The 5,732-nt window shown below is 57.7% G+C and carries 5 protein-coding genes; all 5 read right to left on the reverse strand.

The window, feature by feature from the left end; genetic code table 11:
- Positions 1–52 precede the first annotated feature (52 nt).
- The 5 genes from E1297_RS04770 to E1297_RS50725 all read right to left on the reverse strand — a co-directional run bounded on the left by E1297_RS04770 (position 53) and on the right by E1297_RS50725 (position 5,406).
- A complete protein-coding gene (locus E1297_RS04770; RefSeq protein WP_155134589.1) occupies positions 53–757 on the reverse strand; it encodes a hypothetical protein in 705 nt (234 codons plus the stop codon).
- 9 nt (positions 758–766) lie between these two features.
- Positions 767–3,493, reverse strand: coding sequence for a DNA gyrase subunit A (gene gyrA / locus E1297_RS04775; RefSeq protein WP_155134592.1), 2,727 nt, complete (start codon positions 3,491–3,493; stop codon positions 767–769).
- Positions 3,494–3,540: 47 nt separating this feature from the next.
- The gene (locus tag E1297_RS04780) at positions 3,541–3,957 is read right to left on the reverse strand and encodes a polymer-forming cytoskeletal protein (RefSeq protein ID WP_155134595.1); all 417 of its coding nucleotides are present in this window, start codon (positions 3,955–3,957) and stop codon (positions 3,541–3,543) included.
- An 85-nt stretch (positions 3,958–4,042) separates the two neighbouring features.
- On the reverse strand, positions 4,043–5,281 hold the full coding sequence (locus E1297_RS04785) for a DNA cytosine methyltransferase (RefSeq protein WP_155134598.1): 1,239 nt from the start codon (positions 5,279–5,281) through the stop codon (positions 4,043–4,045).
- Positions 5,281–5,406, reverse strand: a complete 126-nt coding sequence (locus tag E1297_RS50725) for a hypothetical protein (RefSeq protein ID WP_256372684.1) — start codon at positions 5,404–5,406, stop codon at positions 5,281–5,283. The genes E1297_RS04785 and E1297_RS50725 overlap by 1 nt, the downstream gene beginning before the upstream one ends.
- Positions 5,407–5,732: the final 326 nt, after the last annotated feature.

Raw genomic sequence — 5,732 nt, forward strand, 5'->3', positions numbered from 1 at the left:
GCGCTCTTTCACTGCAAATCCTGCGGACATCAGCATTCGCAAAAAGAAGGACTTACTTCTGCATGAATGCAGGAAGGGAGAAATCAGAACGCTTAGCCGATTCCTGCGGAACCTCGATGCCGTCTTCCTCGCCTGTGTCATCGAAGACGTTGATTTCATCTTCGGAGACGGTTTCCGAGGGATTCGATGTTTCAACAACCTTCAGCTCGCCGAAATCCTCGTTAGAGGAAACCTGCTCCTGAATGGGGACCTCCTCGTCCGGAATCTCGGAAGCGACCTCTTCGGAAGCGCTCGGCTCATCGGCGACGAGGACCTCGATTTCAGCGGAATCATCGGTGATTTCTTCGTCCGAAGCCGTTACGGCGTGGCTTTCCTCCGGCTCCGACGCGACGTTAGCGCTCTGACCGACGGTGGAATTCTGCTCGACGACCTCTTTGGAACTTTCGGTCTTCGACGAATTATCAGAGACCTCCTTCTGCTTGGCCGCCTTGGGAGCACGCGGCTTGCGAGACGCCTTCGGCTTTTCCGCTGGAAGATCAATGAGATCGGCATCAACGAGAACGTCTACGATACCCTGAACGGCCTTGCGGGCCTTCACCTTCGTCAGACCAGCTTCCTCGCAGGCGGCGATCTGATCGTCGTATTCCTGCTTCAGGTCGGCGACCCTCTGCTTTACCGCCTCGAGATCGACCTTGGCCTTTTCCAGCGCAGTAAGCCTGTCGGCGGCGGCGAGAATGCATTCACGAGCGTCTGTCATACAAAACTCCTAGGATAATGAGGTTGCGTCGGATCGGGATTCGACCTGATCGCTGTCCTCAGCCGCGACACGCACGACGGAAACGATTTTCTGGCCTTCCGGCAGATCGAACATTTTCACACCCCGGCGCGGCCGCCCGGTGCGTCGAATGCCCTTCACCGGAATACGGATGACCTGCCCGCCGTCGGTCACCAGAACGAGGCTATCGTCATCCGAGACGACCATACAGGCGAGCAAGGACCCCGTGTCCTTGTTGATGTTAGCGAAAGCACTGCCTTTCGCACCCCGGGCGGTGATCCGGTATTCGTAGGCGGAGGACCGCTTGCCGTAGCCGAGTTCGGAGACAGTGAGGAGAATTTCCTCCTGTTCCTTCATCTCGGACATGCGCTCGGGAGACAGAACGTATACCACGTCGTTCCCGTCTGCGTCCTTGATCATCGCCTTGCCCTTGTGCTTGAAGGCCTCGCGTTCCGCAGCCGTGAAACCGATGTGTCTAAGCACAGACGCGCCAATGACCTCGTTACCGTCCTCCATGTGAATGGCCTTCACGCCAACGCTCTTTCGGCTGGAGTACTGACGGAGAGAGTCAACCGGGAAACGGACACCAAACCCCTTCCCAGTCGAGACGATAACATCCTCCTCATCGCGACACATCAGAACTGAAACCAGCCGGCCGTGCGGCTGATCGTGCTCGTCGTTGAGATCAATCGCGATTTTGCCAGCCTTGTTGATGGTGGCGAAATGCTTCACGTCGTTTCGGCGAACCGTGCCGAAACTCGTCACGAAGACCAGGCTCTTTCCCTCGAGATCGCCCGGATTTTCCGGCATCGCGATCACTGCGGAGATGCTTTCCTCGCGTCGTAGCCGGACGAAGTTGACCAGGGGCCGCCCGCGTTGCGCGGGAGCGCCCTCTGGAAGGCGGTAGGCCTTCAAGGAATGAGCGATACCGCGATCAGTGAAGAACACCAGAGGAGTCTTGGTCGTACATACGAGCGTGTCGGTGATGAAGTCCTCATCCTTCGTATCCATGCCGTTCCGACCCTTGCCGCCGCGACGCTGCTCGCGATAGGCGGACAGGTCCGTGCGCTTGATATAACCGGACTTGGTGATCGTGATGACGATGTCCTTGCGCTCGATCAGGTCCTCGTCGTCGATTTCGTCTTCGTCGTAGGGCTTAATCTCCGTGAGGCGCGGAACCGCGAACTTCGACTTCACCTCGAGAAATTCGTTGCGAATGATGTTGTCCAGAACCTCACGGCTATTGAGTATCTCCATGTAGCGATTGATATCCTCGGAATGCCCCTTCGTAACCTGAGCAATCTCATCGCGCTCGAGACCGGTGAGCTTCTGAAGACGCATCTCCAGAATAGCCTTCACCTGAGTCTCGCTCAGCTTAAAGACGTCGCCGACGGGTTCGTCCGGATCCGCTTCGGTGAGGAACTGCGCGAAGTCGCCTCCGGTTGGAAATTCCATATCCATGAGGCGTACCCTTGCCTCGTCCGCATCGCTTGAATTCCGGATCGTGTGAACGACCTCGTCGACGCGACTCACCGCCGCGTACAAGCCGATCTGCTTGTGCAGAGCGTCCCGCGACTTGTTGAGTTCGAACACCGTACGGCGGCGCACGATGTCACGGCGGAATGCTACAAACTCCCTCAGAATCTGAAGAATAGACATCTCGCCGGGCTTACCCTTGGAGTCGATCACCGTGGCGTTCATTCCGAAGGACGTGACGAGTTCGGTGCGCTTCTTCAGGGCGTTCAAGACGATTGAAGGCTCGACGTCGCGACGCAACTCAACAACAACACGAACGCCGTCCTTGCGATCCGACTCGTCGCGGATGTCGGTGATGCCGTCGATCACCTTCTTGTCGTGAAGATCCTTGATTTTCTCCTGAAAAGTTTTCTTGTTCACGCCGTAAGGAAGTTCGGTCACGACGATCCGTGACTTCCCGCCCTTCATGGGTTCGATCCCAGCCGCTCCGGCGATGCGAATAGAGCCGCGACCGGTCTCATAGGCCTTCCGAATACCCCCGACACCCATGATCGTCCCCTTGGTCGGGAAATCGGGTCCGGGCATAACCTCAAGTACGTCGTCGAGGGTCGCATCGGGGTTGTCCAGAAGAACGAGCGAGGCATCGATGGATTCGCCGAGATTGTGCGGCGGAATCTGGGTTGCCATCGCGACGGCGATGCCCTGCTGGCCGTTGACGAGAAGGTTCGGGAAACGAACGGGAAGAGCCGTCGGTTCCTTGCGTGTGTTGTCGTAGTTGTCGGCCCAGTCGACCGTATCCTTGTCGATGTCGAGCGTCATCATGCCGGCGAGAGGAGAGAGACGCGCCTCCGTGTAACGCATAGCCGCAGGAGGGTCGCCGTCGAGGGAGCCGAAGTTGCCCTGGCCATCAATCAACACGGAACCCATAGCCCACGGTTGCGCAAGACGAACCATGGTGTCGTAAATCGCGCTGTCGCCATGCGGGTGGTACTTACCCATGACATCGCCGACGGTTCTTGCCGATTTGGTGTACTTCCGTCCCGAGACGTAACCGGATTCCTGCATGCCATGAATGATCCGGCGATGAACGGGCTTCAGTCCGTCGCGAACGTCCGGAAGCGCTCGGCCCACGATGACGCTCATACCGTAATTTAGATAGGCGGTTCCCATCTGATCTTCGATGAAGACGTCGCGGACATTGTCGTCGTCGGACGGGGTGGGCGTGCCGGGATGAATTGTCATTTGAAAACTTCCGGTGAGTAGTGACGAAACTTGGTGACTTAAGGATCTCAGAAATTGAGGCGAAGAACCCGGCTTACCGTTTGCTTTTCAGTTGGGACAGGAGCATCTGGGGGAGATGGCGTGGTTGCGGGCGCGGACGGAGATGCCTGAGTTGGAACGAGCTCTGCCGCGAACTTCTTTTCGTCGATGAGGAAGCCGTGGTTCAATGGCTTTGCGCTCGGATGCATGTTCAATCGCTCGTAGGTGAGATTGCCGCGCAGGCTGGCATGCACTCCGACGCGAAGGATGTTCGTCTCCAGATGACCGAAGAACGATCCCGCCATGAAGACCTCGTCAGCCTTGACGTTTCCGACCAGGGAGACACCGCGCTCGACTTGGAGAATTTTGCAGCGCACGTTGCCGCGCAGGCTTTTCCTCAGAACCAGTCTTTCCCCCGGTTTGTCGATGTCGAAATGTGTGTCCATGACGTCCTCGCTATCGGCCCAGTCTTCGATGGGATTTCACGGAAGATCACACCGAAGACTGGGTCTGTCAACAAAATATGGGGATTCAATCTACCGCGAGAGCCTCCTTCGCAGAACTTTCGTTGCATGTCAGCAAGGATTCGTTACCGAGAAAGATGGCTTTCGAAGGTTTTTTCGGCTCGTATCCCATGGCGGTGGCGACAGACGAGGCGACCGCGCGCGCCAAAAGCGGAGGAACCGAGTTGCCAACCTCCCGCGCTCCGCTCCACTTCGTGCGATTGAACCTGAACCAGTCCGGATAGGAGTGAAGGCGCGCCATCTCACGCACTGTGATGCAACGCGGATGAACGGGGTGAATCGGACGCGCGGCGGTGTAGGCTCCCCGATCCTTGCCGGTCCCAGCGCGTAGCGTATTGCAGAGACCATCAGGATCAAGCTTAAGGAACCGCGAAACGGGCTCCGGCTTGCCGTGCTCGGCCCCGGCGAAACGAGAGCGGGATGCTGCGTTGTGGTCGGTCCGGGCAGACGAGGTAAGGAGGTCGGGGTTCCAGAAGCGAGGCACGGAATAATCGGTCGGATCAGGGAGCAACCCCCGAAGTCTGCAAACGTAATCGCTCGGCTCGCCCAATTCCGTTTCCACCCAGTCACGGGAGTTCAGCGCATCGAACAGCTCGGCGTCTGGGAGATCGGAAATCGCGTCCGACACGGTCGGTCCTTTGGGCAGGGAGGCGTCCGGCACCTTTCCCTTGGCGGGAGATGTCAGGGGTTCCGGATAGGAAGGCAGCTTCAGGCCCTTCCTGGCTCCGATGATGAATAGGCGCTCGCGCTTTTGCGGGACGCCGAACCAGGCGGCGTTCAGAACCTTCCATGGAAGGACGACCTCGTAGTCGTTCTTCGTGAATTCCGACACCAACTCGTTGAGGAATTCCTTGTGCTTGCCGACAGTCAGTCCCTTAACGTTCTCGAGCACGAAGTAGTCGGCCTGAAGGTCGACTACGATACGGACGAAATCCATGACGAGGGAGTTGCGCGGATCGTCGAGGGAGCGTTTTCCGATCATGGAGAATCCCTGACACGGGGATCCGCCGAAGACCACGGAGACCTTGCGAAAGCCGATGCCGGAGCGCTCCCTGATCTGCGCGCCGTCGACATCGGAGACGGAACCGCAGATGATCGCGGTTTCCGGGAAGTTGTACTTGTGGACGGCGCAATGGACCGGATCCAACTCGACCGCGCATGCGACATCGAAGCCCGCCTGCTCGAAGCCAAGGGATAATCCTCCGGCACCGGCAAACAGGTCGACACAAACAGGGCGGCTCGACATCAGGATACGCGCTCCGCAAAGTCCTTCTGGTTGATAACGGACTGAAATTTCTCAGGGAACCCGACGACGACATCAATCCCGGCGACTTCCCGGCGGGCCGGAAATTTGAGTTTTTGCTGTGTCATTGTGAATCCTTTTTGAGAGCTGCAGAAAAATGGTGTCCGCAAGGATTCGTTTTGGCAAGTAGTAATCGACCCGTCTGCGGGCGAAATCGGGCGCTCCGGATGCTGTCCTTCTGGAAGATCCTTGCCGCCACTTGGATGTCCGTGAATGCCGTGAAGGGCAAAGCAGCCCTCTACCTCTCCCACGAGCTGGGTGTCCAGTACAAAGACGTCCTGGGTTCTTTCCAACTTCACTGACAGAAGCATGATTCAAACTCGAGGCATCCTGTCATTTCCCAAAGCTTGCGATGTCCGTCACCGGATGATCCAGAAGCGCGGCAAACCCCTTC

The sequence above is a fragment of the Roseibium sp. RKSG952 genome, from assembly GCF_009711355.1.